Origin of the sequence: Pseudomonas sp. PS01301 (genome assembly GCF_029960215.1) — a bacterium.
In the GTDB taxonomy this organism is placed as follows: Bacteria; Pseudomonadota; Gammaproteobacteria; order Pseudomonadales; family Pseudomonadaceae; genus Aquipseudomonas; species Aquipseudomonas coleopterorum.
The window spans coordinates 1-24115 of record NZ_JASCPM010000044.1 but is presented as its reverse complement, the minus strand read 5'-3'; the positions used below and the strand labels follow the sequence as shown (position 1 = coordinate 24115).

Here is a 24115-nt window from a genome sequence, read left to right as displayed (position 1 = left end):
GTCCAGTCGAGTGGTCAGCTGCGCTCGGGTGAGAACAAGGCGTTGATGTCGGCGGTGATCTGGTTGTTGGCGCCCAGGTAGTCGATCAGCTCGGCAGCGCGACTGCCACGCAGGCCAGCCGTGGTGATTTCGCCGTCATACACATAGGTATACACGCCGGACACCGCAAAGGCCTTGAGTTGGGCGATATGCCGTGCCTGTGCTGCCTGCGACTGCTGGAATTCGTCGCTCTGGAAAAACTTCCGACGCGCCAGCGGACTGACGAATGCGATCTCCAGCACGGCCAGTTGCTCACGTACCGGCGTCGCGGTGTGGGCGACATCCGGCGCCGGCGGATGCATGCCATCGTTGTTGAACGGCGCGCACAGGTGCAGACGCACCTTGAGCACCGCGTCGCTGGCCGCCAGCAATGGGCCCAGCTCGTCGCGCAGGTAGTTGTGCAGGCTTTCCATGGTGCCGCGCGGGCTCAGGTGCAGATGAATGCGATCAGCCTGGTCCAGGCCATTCATCACTTCATCGCCGGTTCGGTTGACCAGATTGATCGAACCTTCGGGCAGATCATAGGCCAGGGTTTCCTCGAACATGTTCTGCTCGTCGCTGAACAGCAGCGAGCTGGCGTCCTGGAACTGCTTTTGATCCGCTGCAGACAGAAAGCCGATTTCCACACCGCCGTCGAGTTCGTAGTCGCTGATTTCCTGGATGCCGTCAGCAAGGGGCCACAAGTGGGCATCCTGCTCGCGGGAAAGATGGTGCTGAATGTACAGGCCCAGCCCTGGAAGGCGCGCGCACAAGGGGCCGTGCACATCGCGCCAGTAGTGAGCGAAGACGTCGTGCGGTACCCGTGGTCGACGTTTGACAGTGGTATAGCTGTTGATTTCGATCATGCATCACCCGTGGGATTGGAAACAGTGTCTGTTCAGAGACCGTGGCTGGGCACGGGTTCAACTTGACTGCTTACGCTTCCGCAGGGGAAGTGCTGCTAGGGTTTGGAAACTCGGTTGACGCTGGTAATGCCACCGTTCCAGATCATTTCGTAATGGGCGCTCTGGATGATCGAGGCGACATGCCGTGGGGTCATCAATGCCCAGCAATGGTTGCCCGGCGAGCGGACCGAATGGTACTGGAGGCCCGCGGCGCCCAGTTGCCGAAGCTGCGCACCCAGGGCATTGGCAGCGCTGTAGTCGTCGGGCGCATAGATGGCGTCGTGAAGCGACAACTCGGTGGCATCCCGACAGCCGCTGCCAATGAATACGCAGACCAGGCTGCGGAATACGAACCGCTCGTAGTTCAAGCCCGCAACCTTCGCCCAATAGCGGTTCTGGTGATGGTGCACCTCGGCAATCGCCGTCTCGACCGTGTCGGCCAGGTACAGCACGCCGTAGCTGCCGTCACTGAAACGCGAGCCGTCCGGGTTGACGTGGGTGAAGGGCGCGGTAGCATAGGAGCAGCCGACGATGCCGAACGGGATCTGCTCCAACGGGATCAACTGCAGGGTGCCGACCTCATTCTGCAGCCTGGGATTGGTCAGCGCCTGAAGCCGGTAGAGCACTTCGAATTCTTCGGCATCGGCGACATCGTCGAACAGTGCAATGGGCGGAAACCTCGAATTGACCAGACGATGGGTCTGCACGGCGGTGCCAGGCGAGGTGGGCAAGCGCGCCGCCGTCACCATTGTGCGCCCCGCAACGCATCGACGCGGCGGAAGGTTTCGTAGAGTGAGATGAAGTCACCTTGGGCCATGATGTCGAGCGGTTTGCGCCCATTGAAGAAAGCATTGGCGTTTTCCATGCCCGGAAAGCCGTAGACGTTTTCCGGATTGTCGAAAACCGTGCGCAAGGCGGCATGGATGTTGAGCACGAAGCTGATGCGGTGCATCTGATCCATGTCCAGACTCACGGACCATTGGGCATCTCCCTGTCGGCCACGAGTGTACGTGCTGCGCGAGATACGCAGGATCTTGCAGGCCTGCTCGCCCGACGCCTGCCATCTGTCCAGGATGCGCAAAGCCGCGCGCAGACCTGCTACACACTGGTTACGGGTAAACTCGACGTTTTGCGGCGAGGCCGTCATGGTCAGATCCTCTATTGGTCTTCAGACGCAAATTTAGCATCTAAAGGTCTATAGAATCAAATCATGGGCCTATCATCTAACCTTTGGGCGACCGCTCATGGTCGTCCAGCGCCTGGTACACCTCCTCGACCCATGGCTGCCAACCTATGGACGGCAGCGCGATTGACCCGAGGCGTTGCTGCAGACGCTGCAGCGCCTCGGCCAGGTCCATGGCGCCGGTCATGCGCGCAGCGCCTTGCATGCGGTGCGCCAAAGCAAACGCCGGAGGCAACTGCTGGTTCTCCAAGGCCTGGGTCAGCTCGCGCAAGTCGTCCCGGCATGTAACAACCAGCAGTCGATCGAGGGCCTCCTGGGTTGTCGCATCGAGTGTCCATGCAGGTAGAGCGGCCCATTGCGGGTCCAGGGCGAGAAACTGACTGCACACTCGCGCCAAAGCTGCCAGTTGCAGGGGCTTGAGTAATACATCGTTCATGCCGTTGGCGTAGCAGCGTTCGACGTGCTCGGGGTCGCTGGCGCCAGAGATGGCGACAATGGGCAAGTGCGCACTGGCTCCGGACAGTTGCCGGATCCGCCGAGCCAAGGTGTAGCCATCGATGTCCGGCAGTTGACAATCCACTAATATCAGGCCCAGATCATCCTGCTCGGTGATGGCGGCCAGGGCCTGTGCACCGGTCCCGGCCACGGTGCTCGGGTAGCCGAGCGTCTCCAGTTGCTGGGCGATGACGTGTTGGTTGAGTACGTGGTCTTCCACCACCAGCACCGTCTGCCGCAACGCCAGTGGCTCGTCCTGCAAAGCCGGCGCCGCTACTGGCGACACCACTGGTGCAAGCGCTTCCAGCACCACGGGCAGGCGGCAGGTGATTTCGGTACCCCGGCCCACGATGCTGTGCAGCGCGATGCTGCCACCCATGAGCTGCACCAGCTCTTTGCAGATGGCCAGGCCCAGCCCGCTACCACCGTAGCGCTCGGCCGTGCTGTCGTGGGCCTGGGTGAAGGCATCGAACACCTCGTTCTGGCGATCCGATGCGATACCGACCCCGCTGTCGCTGACCTCGATGGTGAGCTGTGCGGCCGAGCCGTTGTCGATCATTCTGCAGTCCAGGGCCAGGCCGACCTTACCCTGGTGGGTGAACTTCACTGCGTTGGACAGCAGATTGGACAGGATCTGGCGCAGCCGCAGCCTGTCGATCCTGACTGACCCATGATCCAGCCCTCGTGCGCGGTACTCCAGGGTCAGGCCTTTGCGGTGTGCTTGCAGGCGATAGAGTTCGGCGACGCTGCGGCCCAATTCGACGAGATTGGTGGGCTGCGGGTCCAGTCGCACGGCGCCTGCATCCAGGCGGGTGATCTCCAGCACATCGTCGAGCAGCTCGAGCAGGTTCACGGCCGAATCGTTGGCCAGGCCGACCCATTGCTGCTCGCGGGCACCCAAAGCGCTGCGCGACAGCAATTCGATGGCCGACAGCACCGCGTTCATCGGCGTGCGGATCTCGTGGCTGAGCATGGCCAGAAAACGCGCCATGCGTCGCTCGCTGCTTTGCGCGCGGCGCTGCGCTAAACGGGCACGGCGAGCCAGGGCCCCGAGCAGCAGCAGTAGCAGGACACCGGCGACGATTTCCGGCCAGTAGTATTGGGCCAGGGTCTGCCAAGTCGGCGCGCCGAAATCGGTCTGCACCAACCAGCGCTCGTAGATGTCGTCGGTAGCCTTGGACGTCAGGCTCTGCAGCGCCTTGTCGACAATGCTCAGCAACAGCGGCTCGCTGGGTGACACGCCCATGGCCAGCACCACAGGCATGTCTGTCACCACCCCGGCCAAGTGCAGGCGACCGGCATATTTGCGGCGCAGCATGGGTTGCAGCACTGCATCCAGGCCGATCGCCACATCGGCGCGCTGCTCGGCCACGGCGGCCAGGGCCTGCTCGGCATCGGCAATCAGCAGCAGGTGAACATCGGGATGGTGCTGGCGAAGGTAGTTTTCATAGCCACCCCCGCCCTTCACCGCCACAGTCTGCCCGGCCAAGCGGCTGGCAGTGAACAGCATCGGCGTGCTGGCGCGGGTGATGGCCACCGTTGCGCCAAAGAAATACGGCTGGGTCAACAGCATCTGGCTGCGGGGTTGCGCGCCCAGTAACCGCTCGGACACGACCGAGGCCAGCATCAATCGTCCCGTGGCCAAGGCCTGCTGGGTCGCCTGCCAGTTGGCGCTGGGCACTCGAACCAGGCGCAGGCCGGTGGTGCGCTGAATGTGATCGATGTAATCGCGGGTCAAGCCGCGGTGCTGGCCATTTTCTACGTACTCGATGGGCCAATACGGATCGACCGCGTACTCCACCACCGGGTTGTCGCGTATCCAGGCGCGCTCGGGGTCAGTCAACGCCAGCGCCTGGACATCGAGCGCAGCGCTGCAGCCCAGCGCGATCAGGGAAATGACCCAAGCCTTCATGATGCAATTGCCCGTAGGGTGCGTACGGGCAGACTAGCAGCGCCGAAGCGTGACAGGTTTTTAACGTTTCGACGGGTTCTGCAAGGATTTTTTCAGCGACCTGCATGGCGCTCGAAGCGCCGGCAGCAAAGGCTACTGGCGCTGTACCACAGCCATCTGCGAGGCCGGCGCCAGGCGCGCCGCAATATCGACGGACAGTGCCTGGGCCGCACTCCAGCGCAGGTGGATGGCATCGACGAAAGCTGTCTCGCTGATCCGATGGTCAGTGTCGGCGTTCCAGAACTGCGCGCCGCTGTGCGCCAGGGTCTGGCGCAATCGGCTGTCGAACTCGGCCAGCAACTGACCGCGGCTTTCGTGTTCGGCTTTCCACTGCGGATGCAGCGGCGTCGCCACCACGGTCAACTGGCGCCCTTCACGCTTCAAGCGCTGGGCCAGGCTGTCCAGCGCCGCAAAGCAGGTCGGGTCCAGCGGTTCGGGCTGACCGTAGAGCAAATCCCGGGAATTCTGCGTGTCGAGCGGGCCGTCGCCATATCGGTTGAACACCAGTGGATCGAACTCGATCTGCCCGGCCCGCTGGGCCTTGACCGTGCGGGCGTTGCGCAGCAAGGAGCCGGGGGTGAAATAACGCATGTAGGGCAGCCACGCCGAGCCTTGTCCATACACATAGGCATCGGCGTCGCGGCGGTCGAAGACCGCAGTCGCAACCGTGCTGCATCCCGCGAAATCCAGCGGATCGACGATCATCAGGACCTGCTCGACCGTGGTTTCGCGGTCCAGCAGCCAGTTGGCAACGTACACCGACTGGTTGGCGTGCAGCCCACAGAACGCGCCATTGAGTGGCCGCACGCCGGGCGCTCGTTCAGCTACGGTCTGCCCGTCGAAGTGGCGCCAGGCGACCGAGGAGCCGATCACCAGCACGTTGGGCGCCGACACCGAGTGCTCGCGCATGAACCCCAGTTTCTCGTCCGCGCACAGGCTGTTGGAGAATGCCGGCGGCGGCAGGTTGCCGGTGACGCGCAGACCCATGATCAGGCTGGCGAACAGCGCCAGACTGCCGAACAGCCCGACCGCTATCCAGATCAAGTAGGCAGGACCCATGGCCGCCCGATCGGCGGGCGACGCTTGTGGCTGTACGGTCGGCTGCATGAGTCAACTCCCGGAACGTTTGCTTTCGATCAACTGGACGAATTGTCCGACGTTGCGCAATGACTCGAGCTCCGCCGTGCGGAACTTGATGCCGAAGCGTTGCTCTGCGGCGACGATCAGCATCACGTGCATCTGGCTGTCCCAACCCTCGACCTGATCGGCCGTGGTGTCGTCGCTCAGCTCCAGGTTTTCGTCGTCGAACAGGTCACGGAACAGCTCGGTCAGTTCCTGCAATACGGTAGTGGTTTCAGTCATGACGTATCTCGATGTGGTGGTTGAAGTGAGGTGGGGTCACCAGCGGGTAACGCCAGAACGTGGCAGTCGAGGCAGGATCAGGGTTCGGCTGGTGAACGAAACCCAGTTGCGGGTAATGCTCGGCGACCATCGCATTGCGCTCGCTCGGGCGATACTCGCCGATCAAGGCGCTGTAGCCAGCCGTCGTGGCGTAGTGGGCAAGCACTTGCAAGGCCGCCTGTTCAGCCTGGCGCCCCAGCACGCGGCAACTCATCAGCCAAGTGTCGATGAACAATTCGTCGCTGGCGCAGGCCGCATCGGCACGTGCCAGCACCACACTGATCAGGCCGTTGTCACCGAACTTGTCGGTCAAGCGCAGGCTCAACGCCAGTGCGCCTGGGCTGTCCGCCAATTGCTGCACCTCTGCCTCGCTGTAGCGCCGGGTGGTCAGATTGAACTGATTGGTCTTGTTGATCAGTTGCGTGGCCCGGGCCCGCTCGGCAGTGCCTATGGGCCGCGCCTGCATGACCATCTGCAGGCCCTTGAGGTAGCCGGCCATGTCGGTGGCCTCGGCCATGGCCGCCTGACGCTCGCTGTTGGCCCGGTAGGTCTGCACGCGCGCACCATCGTCGGCGGTGAAGGCGATAGCCTCGAAGTAACCCGCAGCCGCAACCCGCGCCGGGTAGTCGGCGACGTCATCGGGCAGTTCCGGAACGGCCACCTGAGGCAACTCGCGGCGCACGATGTCACGTTCGGCCGGGTTGTCGTCAACGAACACCAGGCTGTCCAAGCCAATGTTCAACTGCTCGGCAATCCGCCGCAGGTTGCTCGCCTTGTCTTCCCAGTTGGCTACGAACACCGCGATATCGCTGCGCTTGAGGGCCATTTCCGGGTGATCGAAGGCCGCTTCGGCAACCTGCTGGTCGTTCTTGCTGCACACCGCCAGAATCACGCCGCGACGTGCCAGTTGCACCGCGTAGTGCTGGAAGGCCAGAAAGGCTTCGCCGGTGGCGCTGCCCTGCCCCAGGTACAGTCCGTCCACGCCATCGTCGCCGACCACGCCGCCCCACAGGGTGTTGTCCAGGTCCAGCACCAGGCACTTGCGCGACCGACCGACCACGGCGGCGGCGATGCGCGCCAACTGGTCGCCATACAGCGGTGCCCAGACCGGACTGACCAACTGCTTGGCCTGATGCCAGCGCACCGGGTTGGCCAGGCCTTCACCGTACTGGCCGCAGGCGGCGCTCCAGGCCAGGTCCATGAGCAATACGCCGTCCTCGGCGGCCGCACGGCGAATCTCGCTGTTCAGGCGCTCAAGCAAGGCCCGCGGCGAGCCCGGCACCTGCGCGTCGAAGTGTCCGAACAGCGCCGGGCCGGCAGGCACCCCAGTCTGCTGGATGACCTGAGCGGCGTAGCGCTCGCCCGCCTTGCGCCAGAGCCCGCGCAATTCGGCGACGCGCGCCTGCACGGCGCTTTCAGCTTCTTGCGCACTGGCATGCAGAGGGCAATCGGGAGGCGAGTCGAGGGCATCCAGGGCCAGCAGGATGATTTGCGGAGCGAAAGCCTTCAACGCCGGATCGTCGCCGAGCAACGCCTGGCGATACTGACCATAAGGCGCCAAGTACAGCGACACACCGACCTGACGTTGCAGCGCGGCGACGCGGATCCCTGGCAGCAAGTGGTCAACGGTGTGCGACGCCAGCACGGCCATGCGCAACGCGGTGAAACCGGGCACTGCCGACTGCCCGTCACCAGCGAGCAGATCGATGCCCTCCCTGGCCAGGCGATCCAGGCGCAGGGTCAGGGTGAAATCGCGACGATAGCCGGCCAGCCGGGCGGCTTCGCGCAGGCGTGCCACAGGATCGCTCAATGATTTGGCGCAAGTGATCGCCGCGCCCAGGTCGGGGTGTTGTGCAAGCCAGGCTAACTGTTCCATCGTCGGCACCTTGATCTGTCAGAACTGAAAGTAGAGAAACTCGCTGGGCGCCACCGAAAACGCGGTGGCCAGCGCGAAAAAGGCCAGCACGCCGATGCTCAGGCCGACCGCCGCGCTGGGCTGCCAGGCGCTGGCAGGCACTCGGCGCTGCAGCCAGTGCAGGTCCGGCTTGGCCTTGAGCGCCGTGCGGAAATGCCCCATCCACTGCTGGAGGTTGGGCAGCGACCAGACGAACGCCAGCAGGGCCGCGATCATGATCGAGCTGCGCAGGTGCTGGGGTGCCAACTGGGTGGGCAGTTCGCTCATACCCAGCATGCCGCCCAGCACCGCCAAAGCGCCGGTCAGGCTGGGCGCGCGGAAGAACACCATCGCCACCACCACGCAGACGAACGTCAACAGCACCGCCGGTACCCGATGGATCCAGCGATCGCTGTCCACCGCCCAGCCACGACGCGCTTTCCAGGCGCGCCAGCCATGGGCCACCACCAGGTAGAAACCGTGCACCAGGCCGAAGGCCACGAACTGCCAACCCGCGCCGTGCCACACACCGGAAATGAACATGGTCAGCACGGTCGGATAAGCCACCACCATGCAGAACGTACCCAGGCTCATCTTGCCGCGCTTGGGCATGGGCAAACCGGCGGCCATGCGCCGACGGGTGATGCGCAGCACGATCGGGTTGTAGATGTAGCTGGTGAGGAAGCGGGTCAGCGTCATGTGCCAGCGCGACCAATAGTCGATCACGTTGCGCGCCTTGAACGGGCTGTTGAAGTTGGCTGGCAGGCTGATGCCGAACAGCAGCCCCAGCCCGATGGCCATGTCGGTATAGCCAGAAAAATCGAAGTAGATCTGCAGGGTGTAGCTCAGCGCCCCGATCCAGGCATCATGCAGAGCAGGCAACGTACCGTCGGCGGCCATGGCAAATACCGGGGCAGCCTTCTCGCCCATGGGGTCGGCCATGATCACTTTCTTGAACAAGCCCATGAAGAAAACAGTTGCGCCGATGGACAGATTGACCAGTCGCGGCCGGAAGTTGTCGCCGTCGCGGAATTGCTCGAGCATTTCCCTGTGGTGGGTAATGGGCCCAGCGATGAGGTGCGGAAAAAAGGTGATGAACAGGCAGTAGTTGACGAAGTCGTGCTCGACCACCTCACCGTCATGGGTGTCCACCAGATAGGCAATCTGCTGAAAGGTGAAGAACGAGATCGCCAGCGGCAGCGTGATGTTCTGCAATGTCCAGCCCAGGCCGAACGCTTCGTTGAGGCTGCCGAACAGAAAACCGGTGTACTTGAAGTACAGCAACAGCGACAGGTTGGCGCTTACCCCCAGGATAAGCAGTGCCTTGGAACGGGTGCGCAATAATTGCCCCGCCAGTACGTAGTTGAACACGATGCTCCCCAACAGCAGGGGGACATTGGCCGGATTCCACCAGCCGTAGAACACCAGCGAGGCGAGGGTCAGCCATACCGCCGCCAGGCGCCTGCGCCCGGTCCCGGCCAGCATGACGAACCCCAGCAGGACCACGGGCAGAAAACCGGCAATGAATACCATCGAGTTGAACAACATCGGTATGACCCCGCGGCATGGCGCGACGATTGATAAGTCTTTTGAAGTTCGGTGCTCGCTCACGGTACACACAGCCAGGCGCCCCACGCTCTTGGGGTGCCAATGGCCACGCCAAGAAGTGGATCACGTACAAACGCAGTCATGTGCAAGGCGCGAAGAAAGTTCACTGCCTCTGACGAACGGAAATAAGCATCTCTCAAACTTTGGCGCCGTGCAAGTCCTCGTGAAAGTACCTGATTATTTACTTACGGCACCGCCGGAAAACTATTTAAATACCGCCAATTAGTTTTTTGACGCGGCCGATTTGGCGCGCGGATTATTGACAGATCACCACGACAAAACATTGACTGCCTTATAAATCAATGACTTATGAAAATCCAAGGCCAAATGTAAAATTTTTGTCAAAAATCGCGACACCGCGCATTGACTTACATGGCAACGCCACCTTAAATTCGCTTCAACGCCCGTAAAACCTCGCTCCAGAGACTTTTCGAAGGCAAGAAGAGCGTTTAGCCGTTCTGGCGAAAGCGCCGTTTAGGCACATGAATGAGTTGACCCACTGCTTAGGCAAGGACCGGCGGTAGCTTTAACTTTCGATAACGAGAAGTTAAGTCCGGTATCGCATGGGTGCGGTGTATCGAGAACAGTGTCAAACGTGTCGTTGAGTGCAAGTACAGAACATGCAGTGTTATTGCCTCGCTTGGAATTCGTTTCAATGCGTTCCGCTGCAACACGCGGAAAACAGCGTTAACCCCTAGGCGGTGCAAACCCCCTCCTCTTTTCAAGCGAAGGCATCCACATGGTCGATACACATCAACAACACTCGACGATCCTCATCGATGGCTACTCTTACCTCGAAGTGTTTTCCGGAGAGCAGCCCTGCCCAAGAGAGGGCACGACCATCGTCACGGTGACCTATGGCGATCGCCTGGGTTACCTCGAACAATTGGTCGCCGACGCCTTGAGCTTCGCTCAAATCGATGAAGTGCTGATCGTCAGCAATGCCGCGACCGCCCCCGTGGACGAGCTGGCCGAACGCTGGCCTGGCCGGGTACGGGTGATCCAGCTGGCGGAAAACAGCGGCTCGGCCAATGGCTACGCGGTGGGTATAGAAGCTGCACTGGCCAATGGCGCCGAATACATCTGGATGATGGACGACGACAATACCCCGACACCGGCCGCCGTCGAGTTGCTGCACGCCGAGCTCAAGCGCCTGGAAGGCGTACACGGCAGCGCCCAGGTCGCGGTGCTGGGCTTTCGCCCCGGCCAGCAGGAAGACATCGCCCAGGGCGTGCCACTGCGTTTCGCCACCCAGCGGCCTTCGAGCTACTTCGGTTTCCACGTTGCGCAGATTCCCTACAAGCTGTGGCGTCGTCGCCCCTGGGGCAAGCGCGGCAGCAAACCGGCGGCCATGCTCAGCCTGCCTTTCGCGCCCTACGGCGGGATGCTCGGCCACCGCAGCCTGTACGAAAGCATCGGCGTGCCACGCCGCGAGCTGGTCCTGTATGTCGACGACACCGAGTACACCCGGCGCATCACCGCCAACGGCGGACACCTGTACCTGCTTACCGATGCGGTCATCGACGAGTTGGAGGACTCCTGGAACAACAAGGCCAACACTCGCAACATCTATGAGTCGTTCCTGCTCGGCAACTCGGATTTCCGCGCCTACTACTCGGCGCGCAACCAGGCCTGGTTCGATAAACACGTGTGGCTGGCATCGCCTTGGATGTACCGCCTGAACCGCAAGATCTTCAATTCGCTACTGACTTATTTCGCCCGTCGTCGCAATGCTCAGGATCGCCTGGCACTGCTGCAGCGGGCCATTCATGACGGCGAGAACTCGAAGCTGGGCATGAGTTCGACGTTCCCACTGCGCTGATGCTGCCTGTACCTGATTTTGCTGTGCCCTGATGGACCTGCACACCCCAGGCGCCGTCCCCGACCAGGGATCGCGGACGGCCTGTTGTGCCTAGCCGTTTCCTGCTGTTCAACTATTCGAGAGTACGCCCCATGGACAAAACGACTGTTACCAGAATTGGTGTGAGCGGAACCGGCATGATTGCACGCGCCCTGGTCCTGCTTCTGGCCAAGCATTACAAGGACGTACAGGTGACGCGGGTCCTGACCCGTCGCCCGGTACGGGAGTTGGCGAATTTTCCGTTGGACGGCGTCCTCACCAATTCGCTCGACGATTTGATCGACCACAGCGACCTGGTGATCGAGTGCAGCGGCGACGTCTGTCACGGTACGGTGGTAATCGAGCGCGCGTTCAGTGCCGGTCTGCGGGTCATCACGGTGAACGCCGAACTGCAGGTAACGACGGGTTCCTACCTGGCTGGCCAGGGTTTCATCACCGAAGCCGAAGGCGATCAGCCCGGCTCTTTGGCTGCGCTGCGTGAAGAGGCCATCATGATGGGCTTCGAACCGCTGGTGTACGGCAACATGAAGGGTTATCTGAACCACAATCCGACCCACGCGGACATGGCCTACTGGTCTTCGCGCCAGGGCATCAGCATCGAGCAGACCACCTCCTTCACCGACGGCACCAAAGTACAGATCGAACAGGCGCTGGTCGCCAACGGTTTCGGCGCCACCATCACCCGCCAGGGCATGGAAGGTCTGCCATCGACCAATCTCGATGAAAGCGCCGCCGTGCTCGGCGCCCTGGCAGACGGCCTGGGTCAATCGATCGTCGACTACGTCATTCCCAGCGGCTACGCTGCCGGCGGTGTGTTCCTGGTCGGTCGTCACGACCGTATCCAGAGCCAGGCCCTGCAGTACCTGAAACTGGGCGCCGGCCCCTACTACGCCCTGCTGCGCCCGTTCCACTTGTGCTCGCTGGAAGTGGGCAAGACCCTGCGTCGGGTACTTAACGGCGGCGGCATCCTGCTGAACAACTCGACCAACCCCACCGTGGGCGTCGCGGCCATCGCCAAGCATGCCATGCCGGCAGGTGAGCTGATCAGCCGTGGCATCGGCGGTTTCCAACTGCGCGGTGAAAGCGTGATCATCGACCGTCACGAAGATCATGTTCCGATCGGCCTGATGAGCCATGCCATCATGAAGCGCGCCGTGGAGCCGGGTCAGATGATCACCTTCGACGACGTCGAGCTGCAGCCTAGCCGTGCGCTGGACATCGTCATGCAGCAGCGCAAGGGGCCGCGCATTCTGGTCGACGACCTGTCCCTGGTGACCGGTCGCTCCGCCGCGCAGCCGCTGTTCGCTGGCGCGGAAGCCGTTCTGGGCTGACACCCTGCCCGCTTCATCACAAAAACCCGCTTCGGCGGGTTTTTGCGTTTCCGGGCTGCGCAAAGCGCTTGCCTGGAACGCGCATGAACTCTGCTGAATGTCACGCAACGACGCATGATTCATGCAAGACGTGCGCTGCCAAGCCTTGTTTTGGACATGATTTCGCCATCGCCGCGCCGTAGCATAAGTTCCGAGCGGCCCGCCAAGGCCGACTAGACTCAACCCTAGCGCTGCACCCACAACAACAAGATCAAGGGTAGTGACGACGTGAACGACTATCTTCCCCTCAGGCTGCATGTGCCTGAACCCAGCGGCCGCCCCGGCTGCAAGACCGATTTCTCCTACCTGCAACTCAGCGCTGCGGGCGCCGTGCGCAAACCTTCTGTCGACATAGAGCCGCAGGCCACGGCCGACCTGGCCGCAAGCCTGGTGCGGGTCCTCGACGAGCATGGCCAGGCCCAGGGTCCGTGGGCCGAGGACATCCCCGAGCAGGTGCTGCATGACGGCCTGCGGGCGATGCTGACCACCCGTATCTACGACACGCGGATGGTCACCGCCCAGCGCCAGAAGAAAATGTCCTTCTATATACAGAGCCTGGGCGAGGAAGCCATCGGCAGCGCCCATGCGCTGGCGCTGCGCAACGACGACATGTGTTTTCCCACCTACCGCCAGCAGAGCATCCTGATGGCGCGCAAGCTGCCGCTGGTCGACATGATCTGTCAGCTGTTCTCCAACGAGAAGGACCCGCTCAAGGGCCGCCAACTGCCGGTCATGTATTCCTACAAGGACGAAGGTTTCTTCAGCATCTCCGGCAACCTGGCGACCCAGTTCGTGCAGGCCGTAGGCTGGGCCATGGCCTCGGCCATCCAGGGCGACACGCGCATCGCCTCGGCGTGGATCGGGGACGGCTCCACCGCCGAGGCCGACTTCCATACTGCCTTGACCTTCGCCCACGTGTACCGCGCGCCGGTGATTCTCAACGTGGTCAACAATCAGTGGGCGATCTCCTCGTTCCAGGGCATCGCCGGCGGTGAAGCGACCACCTTCGCCGGCCGCGGCGTGGGCTGCGGGATTGCCTCGCTGCGAGTGGACGGCAACGATTTCCTCGCCGTGTTCGCCGCCTCGCGCTGGGCCGCCGAACGCGCCCGACGCAATCATGGCCCGACCCTGATCGAATGGGTCACCTACCGTGCTGGCCCGCACTCGACCTCCGACGATCCTTCCAAGTACCGCCCTGCCGACGATGGCCAGCACTTTCCGCTGGGCGATCCGATCGCACGGCTCAAGCAGCACCTGATCGTCAGAGGTGTGTGGAGCGAGGATCAGCACACCGCGCTGCATGGGGAGATAGAAGCCCAGGTGAGCGCCGCGCTGAAGGCGGCCGAGCAGTTCGGCACCCTGGTCAGCGGTCGGGTGGCCAGCGCCGCGACGATTTTCGAAGACGTCTACAAGGACATGCCCGAGCACCTGCGTCGGCAACGTCAGCAGATGGGAGTCTGACACCATGAACATGCCTACAGAAACACGCATCGAGCAGCACAACAGTACGGCCATCATGAGCATGGTGCAGGCTATCCGATCGGCCATGGACGTCATGCTTGAACGAGACCCCAACGTAGTCGCCTTCGGTCAGGACATCGGCTACTTCGGCGGGGTCTTCCGCTGCACCGAAGGGCTGCAGGCCAAATACGGGCGCTCCCGGGTGTTCGACACGCCGATTTCGGAAAGCGGCATCGTCGGCATCGCCGTGGGCATGGGCGCCTATGGCTTGCGCCCGGTGGCGGAGATCCAGTTCGCCGACTACGTCTACCCGGCCTATGACCAACTGGCGTCGGAAGCCGCACGCTTGCGCTTTCGTTCGGCCGGGCAGTTCAGCGCGCCAATGACCGTGCGCATGCCCTGCGGCGGCGGTATCTACGGCGGACAGACCCACAGCCAGAGCCCGGAGGCGATCTTCACTCAGGTCTGCGGCCTGCGCACCGTGATGCCGTCCAACCCCTACGACGCCAAGGGCCTGTTGATCGCGGCCATCGAGAACGACGACCCGGTGATTTTCCTGGAGCCCAAGCGCCTGTACAACGGCCCCTTCGACGGTCATCACGACCGGCCGGTGACGCCGTGGTCCAAGCACGCCGCCAGCGCCGTGCCCGAGGGCTACTACACCGTGCCACTGGACAGCGCCGCCATCGTCCGGCCGGGCAGCGATGTCACGGTGCTGACCTACGGCACCACCGTCTACGTGGCGGTTACCGCCGCCGAGGAAACCGGCATCGACGCCGAAGTGATCGACCTGCGCAGCCTGTGGCCGCTGGACCTGGACACCATCGTCGCCTCGGTGAAGAAAACCGGGCGCTGCGTGGTGGTCCACGAAGCGACCCGCACCTGCGGCTTCGGCGCCGAACTGGTGGCCCTTGTGCAGGAGCACTGTTTCCACCACCTGGAGGCGCCCATCGAGCGCGTCACCGGCTGGGATACACCCTATCCGCATGCCCAGGAATGGGCCTATTTTCCTGGCCCGACGCGTGTCGGCGCTGCCTTGCAACGTGTGATGGAGGTCTGAATGGGCACGCATGTGATTCGTATGCCGGACATCGGCGAAGGCATCGCGCAGGTCGAGCTGGTGGAGTGGTTCGTCAAGGTCGGCGATGCCGTCAGTGAAGACCAGGTCTTGGCCGACGTCATGACCGACAAGGCGACGGTAGAGATTCCCAGCTCGGTAGCGGGCACCGTGGTCGCTCTGGGTGGCGTGCCGGGCGAGGTGATGGCAGTCGGGGCGGAGCTGATCCGCATCGAGGTGCACGGCAGCGGCAATCATCACCAGGCCGATACGCCCGTGGTGGCGGCCGAACCCGAAGAAGCCGTCTCAATGGCAGACGCCCCTGCGACACCGTCAACCGCAGCGCCGGCCAAAGCCGAAGTAAAGGCCACCGCCGCCCCAGGCAAACCCACCTGCGAGGCCAGCGCCCGTCCGCTCGCCTCGCCCGCCGTGCGTCAGCGGGCGCGCGACGAAGGCATCGATCTGGCCCTGCTGCGCGGTACCGGTCCGGCCGGGCGCATTCGTCACGCCGACCTGGACGCCTTCCTCAGCGGCAGCCGCACGGCACAGGCCGCGACGACCGGCGCACCTCGCACCGACGAAGAGCGCATCGCCGTCATCGGCCTGCGCCGCAAGATCGCCCAGCGCATGCAGGAAGCCACCCGGCAGGTGGCACACTTCAGTTATGTCGAAGAAATCGACGTCACCGCCCTGCTGTCTTTGCGCGCCGACCTCAATGCCCAGCTCGGCGACACCCGCGGCAAGCTGACGCTGCTGCCCCTGTTGATCCGCGCCCTGGTGGTGGCGTTGCGTGATTTTCCTCAGATCAACGCGCACTACGACGATCAGCAGCAGCTCATCACGCGCTACGGTGCGGTGCACATGGGCATCGCCACCCAGAGCGACAATGGCTTGATGGTGCCGGTGTTGCGGCACGCCGAGGCTGCCGACCTGTGGTTCACCGCAGGCGAGATCAACCGTTTGGCGCACGCCGCGCGCAGCGGCAAGGCGGCGCGCAACGAGCTGTCCGGCTCGACCATCACCCTGACCAGCCTGGGCGCACTGGGCGGCATCGCCTCGACACCGGTGATCAACCGCCCCGAGGTGGCCATCGTCGGGGTCAACCGGGTGGTCGAGCGGCCCATGGTGGTCAATGGGCAGATCGCGATCCGGCAGATGATGAACCTCTCCAGCTCCTTCGACCACCGCGTGGTCGATGGTATGGATGCGGCGCGCTTCATCCAGGCAGTGAGGCGTTTGCTGGAGCAACCGGCGATGCTCTTCGTCTGATCCGTTGACATGAACTATGCCCGGTAGCGGCGGGTCGACATCCCATCGACTCACCGCTACCAGGAGCTACCTCATGCCACATGCGCCATTGATCACCCTCAACGACGGTATCCAGATCCCACAACTGGGTCTGGGCGTCTGGCAGCTCGACGACGACCAGGCCTATGACTCCAGTGTCGCCGCCCTGAAAGCGGGCTACCGCCACATCGACACCGCCATGATCTACGGCAACGAAGCCGGCGTGGGCCGCGCCGTGGCCGAAAGCGAACTGGATCGCGACGAGATCTTCATCACCACCAAGCTGTGGAACACCGATCAGGGCTACGACAGTACCCTGCGCGCATTCGATGCGAGTATGGCCAAACTGGGCCTGGAGCAGCTCGACCTCTACCTGATCCACTGGGCACTGCCCAAGAAGAACGCCTATCGCGACACCTGGAAGGCCTTCGTGCGTCTGCAGGAAGAAGGCCGGGTGCGCTCCATCGGCGTGTCCAACTTCCATCCCGACCACCTGCAGCACATCATCGACGACACCGGCGTCACACCGTCGGTGAACCAGATCGAGCTGCATCCGGATTTCTCTCAGGTCGAGCTGGTCAAGTTCTGCAAGGGCCTGAACATCGTCACCGAATCGTGGAGCCCTTTGGGCCAGGGCGGTGCCCTGCTCTCGCAGCCGGTACTGTCGCAGATCGCCGAGAAGCACGGCAAGACACCGGCTCAGGTGATCCTGCGCTGGCATACGCAGAATCAACACATCGTGATTCCACGCTCGAGCAACCCGGAGCGCATCGCGCAGAACCTGGATGTGTTCGATTTCACTTTGGACGATCAGGACCTGCAAGCCATTGCCCATATCCCGCAAACCGGTCGTCTGGGCCCCAACCCAGACACCTTCGACATGGGCGCATGACAGACACAATTCGCAACAGCTGTTAAACTGATCGCCTTCCAAAAAATCGATAGACACACCCCACGGCTTCCTGCCTTGGGGTGTTTTTGTGCTGAAAGGTATTGCATGCCCTTAACCGATATACGTCGCAACGTTCTTGCAGGTCTCACCTCCTCTTTCGCGCTGGTGCCCGAATGTATCGCCTTTGCACTGGTGGCCCAGGTCAATCCGTTGATGGGCCTTTATGGCGCATTCATCATCTGTACCCTCACCGCTTTGCTCGGTGGGCGGCCCGCGATGATTTCCGGTGCTGCCGGGTCGATGGCCGTGGTCATCGTCGCGCTGGTGGTGCAGCACGGCGTGCAATACCTGCTGGCCACAGTGGTGCTCAGCGGCCTGATCATGGCGCTCTTCGGCCTGCTGCGGCTCGGCAAGCTGGTGCGCATGGTGCCGCACCCGGTCATGCTGGGGTTCGTCAACGGCCTGGCGATCGTCATCGCCCTGTCGCAGCTCGAACACTTCAAGACCCACGACGGTCAATGGCTGCCGATGAATGAATTGAGCGTGATGGCCGGCCTGGTGCTGCTGACCATGGCCGTGGTGTACCTGCTGCCGCGCCTGACCAAAGCGGTGCCTGGCGCCCTGGTGGCGATCATCGGCGTGAGCCTGCTGGTGCAGTGGCTGCACCTGCCTACGCGAACCCTGGCCGACATGGCGACCATCGCCGGCGGCCTGCCCAGCTTCACGTGGCCGAGCGTGCCGTTGGACCTGGCAACGCTGAAGATCATCGCACCCTATGCCGCCCTGATGGCCATGGTCGGGCTGCTGGAAACCCTGCTGACCTTCAACCTCACCGATGAGATCACCGAGACCCGCGGTCAGCCTAATCGCGAGTGCGTGGCCCTGGGCGTGGCCAACATCACCTCCGGCCTGTTCGGCGGCATGGGCGGCTGCGCGATGATCGGGCAGACCGTGATCAACCTCAGCTCCGGCGGGCGCGGGCGCCTGTCCGGGGTGGTCAGCGGCGTGATGATTCTGCTGTTCATCCTGTTTCTGTCACCGCTGATCGAGCGCATTCCGCTGGCCGCACTGGCCGGGGTGATGTTTGTGGTTGCCCAGCAGACCTTCGCCTGGGGTTCGGTGAGAGTGCTGGGCAAAGTGCCCGCCAACGATGCCGTGGTCATCGTGGCGGTGACCATCATCACCGTCTTCACTGACCTGGCCACCGCCGTGCTGTGCGGCATTCTCATCGCCGCGCTGGCCTTTGCCTGGCAGCATTCGCGCGACATGCGCAGCGATGTCCATGACAGCGACGACGCCCGCGTCTACACGCCCCATGGCACGCTGTTCTTCGCCTCGACCACGCATTTCCAGGCGCTGTTCGATCCGCAGAACGACCCCGACCAGGTCTATATCGACTGTCGTCACCTGCACATGGTCGACCATTCGGCCATCGCCGCCATGGAAAACCTGGCAGCGCGCTACGGCAAGTTCGGCAAGCAGTTGCAACTTCGGCAGCTGTCTGCGCGCAACCAGCGCCTGCTGGAACGGGCTCACGCGGCCGTCACTATCGCCTGAGCCCGCTGCACCTGCGTCAGACACAACGCTGCTGTCCAGCACCGCACCTCTGCGCGGCTTTCCTACAAGGCCGCGTTCTTGAGCCTTGAGAGGCATCGAGTGAGGATGGTTTCAAGGCCGCCGGTCGCGGCTCGAGACCTGAGGAGCAGTGCCATGTGCTTGAAGAATAAGGAGCGTTCCATTGCCATGGGTCATCGGCCCAGGGAATCGACGCGCGTACGGCCGGATCATGAATCTTGAAACGCTGGCCGCTGATGCTGCGGCATTATCGGAGCTTGCTCTGGGCGTATCCGCTTTGTGGATGTCCTTGGATCACGTGGTGGGCGCGGTACTCGGCGCCTGCCTGGTGGTCAGCCAGCAGCGGGCCAGGAACGGTGAACGAAGGCTGTGCAATCTGTTGATGGCGATCGGTGTCGGCCTGCTTTTTGCGCCAATGGCAGAGGCCCATATCCCCCAGCTCACCTGCGGCATTGCCGCTTTCGGCTGCGCGCTGCTGGTGATTCCCCTGAGCCTGAAGTTGAGAAGCTGGGTTCGGCGACTCGACATCGAACAGATCTTGCGTCGTTTCAGAGGTCCGTGAGTCAACTATGCTTACGCAGCCTGGCAACTTCGCGCTGAAGTTGGCGAAGCAACTTCCGATCCAGTGCAACCTTGTGAACGTGCTGTTGGTCCTGGGCGTCGAGTCCCTGCAATGTTGCCAGAATCGCAATCAGCGCATCGTCTTCCAACACGGTTTGCGGTTCGCAGAGCATGGCGCCACGGCCCAATAACAGCCAGTCCAGAGAGATGCCATCGGCGCGTGCCAGATCCATGCACACAGCGTAGGGAATGCTGGCGCGTGCGCGCCAACTCCCCAGCGTTTGCGGGCTGATACCCAATGCCTTTGCCAGCGCTGAATCGTTGGGGGCTGCCATTAAGTGCTTGAGCCGGTCCAGCACTTGGGTTGCTTCAGAGGTACACACGTTGATAAGTTCCGCTTGACCCACTCAATTTGAGTGTATTAATTTATTCGAATTGAGTACAAATATTAACCCCAGTTCATAAATCAAGGATAACAATGATCCCGTCCTACAGCTTACATTCAGCGTGACGAAATTTCCTACATGATGCGGTTACTTAGACCCAATGTCTTTTTCCGCTGATTGTGTAATAGCAAAAAAACACGCAATAGCACACGCAGGCAGCACCAGCAATTCACTCAAGGAAGACTTACTTAAATTTGATAGTTGACCCGCACGTCTCGGTTTCAAGAGCACGCGCGGATCATAAGGTTTGAAAAATGAGCACTTACAAGATGGTATGCCCCCACTGCAAGAACAGAATGCGCATCCGCACCAGCGAAGGTACGCATGTGTTCCTGCGCGTGGCTTACCTGCAATGCACGAACGAAATCTGTGGTTGGTCAGTGCGGGCTGAGTTCGAGATGACCCATGAACTGTCGCCCAGTGGCGTGGCGAATCCGGACATCCACCTGCCCAGTGCGCCCATCGCCTTGCGCCGTGCGGCGAGCAAGCCCAGTGAAACGGCGGGCGCTGCCTGACCTGCGACCCGGCTCGCGTCGAGCAGCGCGATCAGGCGCTCGACGCATGCAGGAGAGAATCGCGGCAGGTCACATTGCATGCCTGCCGCAGGGTTCGCCGAGGTCAACCCACCGGCGTCAGTACCTTGCGCTCGTCGTGGAAATAACCCTGGATGTTGCCCCACACCAGATCACCCATGGCCTGGCGCGTCTCGTGGGTACCGCTGGCCAGGTGTGGCAGCAGTACAACGTTGGGCAAGTCGATCAGCGCCTGCGGCACGTTGGGCTCGTCCTCGTAGACATCCAGACCCGCACCGGCGATACGTTTCTCCTGCAACGCCTGGATCAAGGCCGGCTGATCGACAACGCTGCCTCGGGCGATATTGACCAGAAACCCCTTGCTACCCAACAAGCCGATACGTTTGGCATCGATCAGCCCCTCCGTCGACTTGCCCCCGGGTACCGCCAGAACCAACACGTCGCAATCGCTGATCATCGCGTCCAGATCGGCGTAGTAGTGGTAACTGACGCCGGCCTTGGGCTTGCGGTTGTGGTAAAGCACCTCCATGTCGAAGGCGGCTGCGCGTTTGGCGATGGACTCACCGATGTTGCCCAGGCCGACGATGCCGATCTTCTTGCCGCCGATCTTGCTGGCCAGCGGAAACTTGCCTTGGGTCCATTTGCCTGCCCGCACGAAACGATCAGCTTCGCTGTAGCGACGCATGACGTCCAGGGTCAATGCCATGGCAGTATCGGCCACGCAGTCGTCCAGCACGGCCGGCGTGTTGGTCACGACGATGCCGCGGTCGCGGGCGGCATCCACGGCGATCGAATCGTAGCCGACACCGAAGCTGAAAATGGCTTCGAGGTTGGGCAGCTTGCCGATCACTTCGCTGCTGGCGCCCAAGGCACCCGAAGTGACGATGGCCCTGATTCGGCTGCCGTGCTGGGCAAGCCAGGCGTTCTGATCCGGCAACTCCCAGAGACGGGTCGCATCGAAGTGGGTCTCCACCGCCTCCTGCAGGCTGGGCAGCAGTGCCCCGATGATCAAGACGGGAACGTCGCGGGTCGATGGCTGTGTCATGGAACCTCCTGTTTGCATCGTTGGTATTGTTATCGTACCGCCACGCGGCGCAACGACGCCACGCAGTCAGCAACAATGATGACCGAAGTCATCGTACAACTTGCCCTGATGTAATGACAACCGCAGGCACCGGCCAGGCGTGCAGCGCAGCCAATGGTTGTGTGCCGAGCGTAACCCACTAGACTGCAGGTACACGCCCAGAAAGAAGCCTCTGATGGCAGATGAAGCGCAGTATCGAATCGCCTTGAAGTCCAACAGTTCGGCGCAGCGCATGGCGATCCTGTTCGTGGGACTGGTGGTGGTCTCGCTCATCGTCCTGGACGTCTGGCAGACCCTGACTGCGCGAGCACAGGCCTTGCGGGTCAGCGAGATCACCACCTCGAACCTGGCTCGCTCCCTGGCGCAGCATGCCGAAGACACCATCAAGCAATCGGACACCGTGCTGCTGGGGTTGATCGAGCGGATTCAAGTGGACGGCACCGCCCCCCTTCAAGTGCAGCGTCTGCGCAACCTGATGCAGGGGTGGACACGCTCGCTGGCGCAGTTGCAGGGGCTGTTCATTTATGACAGCGAGGGACGATGGATCGCCAGTTCCAACGCCGTCGATCCGCCGGGGCTGAACAATGCCGATCGCGACTACTTCCGCTACCACCGGGCCAGTCCCGACCCCGGCGTGCATGTGGGCCCGGTGATTCGCAGCCGTTCCACCAACGCCCTGGTGATTCCCGTGTCGCGGCGCTTGACCGGCGCCGACGGCAGGTTCGCCGGTGTCGTGCTGGCGACCATGAAAGTGGACTATTTCAATCAATTCTATGCAGGTTTCGATCTGGACAAGCACGGCGTCATCGCCCTGCTGCTCAGGGATGGCACCCTGCTGCTGCGCCGACCGTTCGACGAGAACGTCATCGGCAGCAGCGTGGCCAAGGGCAGGATCTTCAGCGAGATGTTGCCTCAGGCCGATCACGGCACATTGCTGCAGCGTTCGCTGGTGGACGATGTGGAGCGCATGTACAGCTACCATGCCTTGCGCACCTACCCGCTGGTGCTGGAGACCGCTGAATCCAAGGCTGCCCTGTTGGCCAGCTGGTACGAGAACCTGCTGCGTTCGGCCGCGTTCGTGCTGGTGGTTGGCATAGCCCTGGCGCTCTGCGCGATGACCTTGATCCGGCAGATCCGCCATGGTCTGCGTACCGAGGCGGAATTGCGCAATGCCCACGCCGCGTTGCAGAAGCTGGCGATGCAGGACGGCTTGACCGGCCTGGCGAACCGCCGGCAACTGGATGCGGCGCTGCCTGACGAGATTGGCCGGGCTCGACGCAACGCTCGCCCGCTTGGGGTCATCATGCTCGACATCGATCACTTCAAGCGCTTCAACGACCTGTATGGCCATCCCGCCGGTGACGAATGCATCAAGGCGGTGGGTCAGGCAGTGCTGAGCTGTGTGGGCCGGTCAGGCGACCTGGTGGTGCGCTACGGCGGTGAGGAGATTCTGGTACTGCTGCCCGAGAGCGATGAAACCGGGGCCTGGCAGGTCGCTGAAAAAGTGCTGTTGGCCGTGCGCGCACTGGCCATCGCCCATGCTGGGAGCGATCTGGGCATCGTGACCATCAGTGCAGGCGTGCACGTGTGGCGCAACAATGACCCGGACGCGGGCGCCCAGAATCTGGTCGAAGCCGCGGACCAGGCGCTGTACCGGGCCAAGACCTCGGGCCGCAATCGTGTCTATCCGCTGCAGCCGTTGGTGCAGCGCTGATCGCAACTCAGAGCATCTGCTGGTTGGCGGCCATCGACTCGATGACCATGCTCTTTTGATCTTCGGACAGCGCGTCCCAGATGTGCACCTTGGCGTAGAAGCCGAGGCTGCCAAGGATATAGAAGCTCAAAACGGCAATGGTCAGCAACGTCAGCCAGGACCAGCGTCCGCTCTCTTCGACTTCTTCGAACGTGGAGTAGCCGTTGTCGATGCGCTGATCACGCATGGACGCAAGGCTGGTGGTGACGCGTTTGTAGCAATAGGACAGCAACAGCAGCAACAGGCGGAGCATGGAAAAAAGGCCTCGGTGGGTGGCGGATGGCGATGAGTGCGCGTCAGAAACGCAAAAAGCCCGTCTTTGACGGGCTTTTTTTATAGGTAGCGTGCTGTGAACGGATACATCCCAACACTTTGGATGAATTTTAGGCAGCTTGGCGGGCGCTGTAAACCGTGCCGACATGAAGAGGTATGACGACTTCGACAGCAAACCCCCGCCATCCTGTGGGCCAGAGCGCTGCGCGGCGACACTGCGGCACGCTGTCACACCGCTGCTACAGCGACCGCGTACCCCGGTTCCGGCCCACCGCATTCATCCAGGCACACCGCGCACACCGCCGACGCGGCTTGCGCCGCTGCTACAGCGACCGCGTACCCGGTTCCGGCCTCACCGTGCTCTTCCAGGTACACCGCATACACCGCCGACGCGGCTTGCGCCGCTGCTACAGCGACCGCGTACCCGGTTCCGGCCTCACCGTGCTCTTCCAGGTACACCGCATACACCGCCGACGCGGCTTGCGCCGCTGCTACAGCGACCGCGTA

The 24115-nt window shown here is 62.4% G+C and carries 22 protein-coding genes; 10 read left to right on the top strand and 12 right to left on the bottom strand.

Going from position 1 to position 24115, the window contains the following annotated elements; genetic code table 11:
• Positions 1–14: 14 nt before the first annotated feature.
• The 8 genes from QMX89_RS18920 to QMX89_RS18885 form a co-directional block, all read right to left on the bottom strand.
• Positions 15–884: an EthD domain-containing protein gene (locus QMX89_RS18920; protein WP_282349389.1), complete on the bottom strand. Its 870-nt coding sequence runs from the start codon at positions 882–884 to the stop codon at positions 15–17.
• A 95-nt stretch (positions 885–979) separates the two neighbouring features.
• On the bottom strand, positions 980–1654 hold the full coding sequence (locus QMX89_RS18915) for an RES family NAD+ phosphorylase (RefSeq protein WP_282349388.1): 675 nt from the start codon (positions 1652–1654) through the stop codon (positions 980–982).
• An 11-nt stretch (positions 1655–1665) separates the two neighbouring features.
• Positions 1666–2070, bottom strand: a complete 405-nt coding sequence (locus QMX89_RS18910) for an antitoxin Xre-like helix-turn-helix domain-containing protein (RefSeq protein ID WP_282349387.1) — start codon at positions 2068–2070, stop codon at positions 1666–1668.
• Positions 2071–2146: 76 nt separating this feature from the next.
• Positions 2147–4513 (bottom strand): ATP-binding protein, encoded by a 2367-nt coding sequence (locus tag QMX89_RS18905; protein WP_282349386.1) that lies wholly within the window; start codon positions 4511–4513, stop codon positions 2147–2149.
• 132 nt (positions 4514–4645) lie between these two features.
• Positions 4646–5659 (bottom strand): hypothetical protein, encoded by a 1014-nt coding sequence (locus QMX89_RS18900; RefSeq protein ID WP_282349385.1) that lies wholly within the window; start codon positions 5657–5659, stop codon positions 4646–4648.
• Between the two features lie 3 nt (positions 5660–5662).
• On the bottom strand, positions 5663–5914 hold the full coding sequence (locus QMX89_RS18895) for an acyl carrier protein (RefSeq protein ID WP_056842595.1): 252 nt from the start codon (positions 5912–5914) through the stop codon (positions 5663–5665).
• Complete coding sequence (locus QMX89_RS18890; RefSeq protein ID WP_282349384.1) at positions 5907–7829, bottom strand: HAD-IIIC family phosphatase; 1923 nt, start codon at positions 7827–7829, stop codon at positions 5907–5909. Before QMX89_RS18890 ends, QMX89_RS18895 begins: the two co-directional genes overlap by 8 nt.
• A gap of 18 nt (positions 7830–7847) precedes the next feature.
• Complete coding sequence (locus QMX89_RS18885; protein WP_282349383.1) at positions 7848–9395, bottom strand: MBOAT family O-acyltransferase; 1548 nt, start codon at positions 9393–9395, stop codon at positions 7848–7850.
• 799 nt (positions 9396–10194) lie between these two features.
• Here QMX89_RS18885 and QMX89_RS18880 point away from each other — a divergent pair.
• The 8 genes from QMX89_RS18880 to QMX89_RS18845 all read left to right on the top strand — a co-directional run bounded on the left by QMX89_RS18880 (position 10195) and on the right by QMX89_RS18845 (position 19520).
• Complete coding sequence (locus QMX89_RS18880; protein ID WP_082223583.1) at positions 10195–11277, top strand: glycosyltransferase; 1083 nt, start codon at positions 10195–10197, stop codon at positions 11275–11277.
• Positions 11278–11453: 176 nt separating this feature from the next.
• Positions 11454–12647 carry an NAD(P)-dependent oxidoreductase gene (locus QMX89_RS18875; protein ID WP_049859749.1) on the top strand — a complete coding sequence of 398 codons (1194 nt, stop codon included), beginning with the start codon at positions 11454–11456 and terminating at the stop codon, positions 12645–12647.
• A 267-nt stretch (positions 12648–12914) separates the two neighbouring features.
• A complete protein-coding gene (locus tag QMX89_RS18870; RefSeq protein ID WP_049859750.1) occupies positions 12915–14147 on the top strand; it encodes a 3-methyl-2-oxobutanoate dehydrogenase (2-methylpropanoyl-transferring) subunit alpha in 1233 nt (410 codons plus the stop codon).
• Positions 14148–14157: 10 nt separating this feature from the next.
• The gene (locus QMX89_RS18865; protein WP_282349399.1) at positions 14158–15207 is read left to right on the top strand and encodes an alpha-ketoacid dehydrogenase subunit beta; all 1050 of its coding nucleotides are present in this window, start codon (positions 14158–14160) and stop codon (positions 15205–15207) included.
• Positions 15208–16473 carry a dihydrolipoamide acetyltransferase family protein gene (locus tag QMX89_RS18860; protein WP_282349380.1) on the top strand — a complete coding sequence of 422 codons (1266 nt, stop codon included), beginning with the start codon at positions 15208–15210 and terminating at the stop codon, positions 16471–16473.
• Positions 16474–16546: 73 nt separating this feature from the next.
• Positions 16547–17383, top strand: a complete 837-nt coding sequence (locus QMX89_RS18855) for an aldo/keto reductase (RefSeq protein WP_056842589.1) — start codon at positions 16547–16549, stop codon at positions 17381–17383.
• A 105-nt stretch (positions 17384–17488) separates the two neighbouring features.
• Positions 17489–18940 (top strand): SulP family inorganic anion transporter, encoded by a 1452-nt coding sequence (locus QMX89_RS18850; protein WP_282349378.1) that lies wholly within the window; start codon positions 17489–17491, stop codon positions 18938–18940.
• 229 nt (positions 18941–19169) lie between these two features.
• Entirely contained in the window at positions 19170–19520 is a 351-nt protein-coding gene (locus QMX89_RS18845) for a putative holin (protein ID WP_282349377.1), read from the top strand.
• A gap of 1 nt (position 19521) precedes the next feature.
• Here QMX89_RS18845 and QMX89_RS18840 read toward each other — a convergent pair whose 3' ends face one another.
• The gene (locus QMX89_RS18840; protein WP_282349376.1) at positions 19522–19902 is read right to left on the bottom strand and encodes a helix-turn-helix domain-containing protein; all 381 of its coding nucleotides are present in this window, start codon (positions 19900–19902) and stop codon (positions 19522–19524) included.
• Positions 19903–20219: 317 nt separating this feature from the next.
• On the opposite strand from QMX89_RS18840, the gene QMX89_RS18835 reads away from it, so the two are divergent.
• Entirely contained in the window at positions 20220–20480 is a 261-nt protein-coding gene (locus QMX89_RS18835; RefSeq protein WP_049859757.1) for an ogr/Delta-like zinc finger family protein, read from the top strand.
• A gap of 103 nt (positions 20481–20583) precedes the next feature.
• On the opposite strand, the gene QMX89_RS18830 is transcribed toward QMX89_RS18835, so the two are convergent.
• The gene (locus QMX89_RS18830) at positions 20584–21543 is read right to left on the bottom strand and encodes a 2-hydroxyacid dehydrogenase (RefSeq protein WP_282349373.1); all 960 of its coding nucleotides are present in this window, start codon (positions 21541–21543) and stop codon (positions 20584–20586) included.
• Between the two features lie 214 nt (positions 21544–21757).
• On the opposite strand from QMX89_RS18830, the gene QMX89_RS18825 reads away from it, so the two are divergent.
• Positions 21758–23296 carry a sensor domain-containing diguanylate cyclase gene (locus tag QMX89_RS18825; protein ID WP_282349372.1) on the top strand — a complete coding sequence of 513 codons (1539 nt, stop codon included), beginning with the start codon at positions 21758–21760 and terminating at the stop codon, positions 23294–23296.
• A gap of 7 nt (positions 23297–23303) precedes the next feature.
• On the opposite strand, the gene QMX89_RS18820 is transcribed toward QMX89_RS18825, so the two are convergent.
• Positions 23304–23588, bottom strand: coding sequence for a hypothetical protein (locus tag QMX89_RS18820; protein WP_049859760.1), 285 nt, complete (start codon positions 23586–23588; stop codon positions 23304–23306).
• A 248-nt stretch (positions 23589–23836) separates the two neighbouring features.
• Positions 23837–24115: hypothetical protein (locus tag QMX89_RS18815; RefSeq protein ID WP_282349371.1), on the bottom strand; the 279-nt coding region annotated here is incomplete at its 5' end.

Excerpts from the sequence above, each read along its gene's own strand:
- QMX89_RS18920 (WP_282349389.1), bottom strand. The coding sequence starts at position 884 with ATGATCGAAATCAACAGCTATACCACTGTCAAACGTCGACCACGGGTA.
- QMX89_RS18910 (WP_282349387.1), bottom strand. The coding sequence starts at position 2,070 with ATGACGGCCTCGCCGCAAAACGTCGAGTTTACCCGTAACCAGTGTGTA.
- QMX89_RS18905 (WP_282349386.1), bottom strand. The coding sequence starts at position 4,513 with ATGAAGGCTTGGGTCATTTCCCTGATCGCGCTGGGCTGCAGCGCTGCG.
- QMX89_RS18900 (WP_282349385.1), bottom strand. The coding sequence starts at position 5,659 with ATGCAGCCGACCGTACAGCCACAAGCGTCGCCCGCCGATCGGGCGGCC.
- QMX89_RS18895 (WP_056842595.1), bottom strand. The coding sequence starts at position 5,914 with ATGACTGAAACCACTACCGTATTGCAGGAACTGACCGAGCTGTTCCGT.
- QMX89_RS18890 (WP_282349384.1), bottom strand. The coding sequence starts at position 7,829 with ATGGAACAGTTAGCCTGGCTTGCACAACACCCCGACCTGGGCGCGGCG.
- QMX89_RS18885 (WP_282349383.1), bottom strand. The coding sequence starts at position 9,395 with ATGTTGTTCAACTCGATGGTATTCATTGCCGGTTTTCTGCCCGTGGTC.
- QMX89_RS18880 (WP_082223583.1), top strand. The coding sequence starts at position 10,195 with ATGGTCGATACACATCAACAACACTCGACGATCCTCATCGATGGCTAC.
- QMX89_RS18875 (WP_049859749.1), top strand. The coding sequence starts at position 11,454 with ATGATTGCACGCGCCCTGGTCCTGCTTCTGGCCAAGCATTACAAGGAC.
- QMX89_RS18865 (WP_282349399.1), top strand. The coding sequence starts at position 14,158 with ATGCCTACAGAAACACGCATCGAGCAGCACAACAGTACGGCCATCATG.
- QMX89_RS18860 (WP_282349380.1), top strand. The coding sequence starts at position 15,208 with ATGGGCACGCATGTGATTCGTATGCCGGACATCGGCGAAGGCATCGCG.
- QMX89_RS18855 (WP_056842589.1), top strand. The coding sequence starts at position 16,547 with ATGCCACATGCGCCATTGATCACCCTCAACGACGGTATCCAGATCCCA.
- QMX89_RS18850 (WP_282349378.1), top strand. The coding sequence starts at position 17,489 with ATGCCCTTAACCGATATACGTCGCAACGTTCTTGCAGGTCTCACCTCC.
- QMX89_RS18845 (WP_282349377.1), top strand. The coding sequence starts at position 19,170 with ATGAATCTTGAAACGCTGGCCGCTGATGCTGCGGCATTATCGGAGCTT.
- QMX89_RS18835 (WP_049859757.1), top strand. The coding sequence starts at position 20,220 with ATGAGCACTTACAAGATGGTATGCCCCCACTGCAAGAACAGAATGCGC.
- QMX89_RS18830 (WP_282349373.1), bottom strand. The coding sequence starts at position 21,543 with ATGACACAGCCATCGACCCGCGACGTTCCCGTCTTGATCATCGGGGCA.
- QMX89_RS18825 (WP_282349372.1), top strand. The coding sequence starts at position 21,758 with ATGGCAGATGAAGCGCAGTATCGAATCGCCTTGAAGTCCAACAGTTCG.
- QMX89_RS18820 (WP_049859760.1), bottom strand. The coding sequence starts at position 23,588 with ATGCTCCGCCTGTTGCTGCTGTTGCTGTCCTATTGCTACAAACGCGTC.